The organism is Bacillus hominis (assembly GCF_018332515.1).
GTDB classification, from domain to species: Bacteria; Bacillota; Bacilli; order Bacillales; family Bacillaceae_G; genus Bacillus_A; species Bacillus_A hominis.
This window is the reverse complement of record NZ_BOQD01000385.1, coordinates 1-1,324: the sequence shown is the minus strand read 5'-3', so window position 1 is coordinate 1,324 and position 1,324 is coordinate 1. Positions and strand designations below refer to the sequence as shown.

At 32.4% G+C, this 1,324-nt stretch carries 1 protein-coding gene and 1 pseudogene; one reads left to right on the top strand and one right to left on the bottom strand.

Annotation, left to right across the window (positions count from 1 at the left end; translation table 11 throughout):
* Window positions 1-337 (bottom strand): annotated as a pseudogene (locus KI356_RS25345) (SMI1/KNR4 family protein); the annotation flags it as partial.
* Between the two features lie 246 nt (window positions 338-583).
* On the opposite strand from KI356_RS25345, the gene KI356_RS25340 reads away from it, so the two are divergent.
* Window positions 584-1,216: a cupin domain-containing protein gene (locus KI356_RS25340; protein ID WP_212936817.1), complete on the top strand. Its 633-nt coding sequence runs from the start codon at window positions 584-586 to the stop codon at window positions 1,214-1,216.
* Window positions 1,217-1,324 lie beyond the last annotated feature (108 nt).

The window sequence follows — 1,324 nt, the reverse complement described above, 5'->3', positions numbered from 1 at the left end:
TTACTAATTGGTATCCATTTTTTATTTGCATATTTTTCTTTAATATAATTTGTTGGTATAGAATATCAAATGGTCCTCCATCTTCAACCTTTTTCCATATTCTCCACTCATCTAAAACTTCATCTAACGAGAGAAATGGCAACCCAAAAAATAATCCTGGTCCAGATCTAACCTCACCGTTATGTGCGAGATAAAGCATACGTAATTCAGCTGGAAACGAAATTCCCATTTCACTTTCGACATATTGAATTTCTTCTATTGTTGCAGGTGCATTCAAAAACGGTTTAAAGTGATTTTTCAATTCAACTTCTAACTCTTTTAAAATAGTATTATTCATTCCTCATACTCCCCTTGTATTCCATAATAAAAAAGCGCTATTAATTACATTAATTGTAATTAATAGCACTTTATTTCGCAATCAAACTAATGTTATACTATTTCATCGTGATCCAATCAAACTGTATACATACTAACGATTTTATTATTGTACAAACTAAAACCATCACCCCTTTCACGTTTCAATAACTAGACTCATACCCTAATTTCAAATTGCAATACAACATAAGAAAGGCGGGTAATACAGATGACTTCCAATATCGACTACACATCCCCCTCAACCAATTTCACTCATGATTTAAGTAAAAGTAATTTTTTTAAGAAAGATGCCCAAAATTATATAAACGTACTTGGCATAAAACAGTTAAATACTTTAGAAAACACTTCATTATTAGATATTTACTTAAGTACAGGAAATGTTGTAGAACCACATATCCATCAAAATGCAGCTGAACTTGTTTACTGTATTTCAGGATCTGCTGTCGTTTCTTTACTTAATCCATTTACGAATCAAATATTAAACTTACCGATAAAACCAGGGCAAGTTGCCAACATTCCGCAAGCATGGTGGCATTATGAAATTGCTACAGCAGATAATACTCATTTATTAGCGATTTTCGATGCTCCAACCCCAGAAGTTATTTTTGGTTCTGATATTTTAAGATTAACTCCAGCCAATATGATGGCTCATACTTACTGTCTCGATGAACAACAATGGAAACAAGCCATTTCTCCAATTCAATCTACTACAGTAATTGGTCCCTCAGCAAACTGTAATCAAAACCGTAGAACGATAAACTCATCAACTCAGCCCCCATCTCAACCACAAAATCTATATTATCAAGATTCATACTATTTCCCTCCATATTGGGGTTACTGATTTAAGTCATTTCTATTAGAAAACTATAATTCATCTCCCTGGAAAATACCTTGGAGATTTTTTTATTGTATAATATATCCCCTTTACATATTCTCAAACGTAACAATT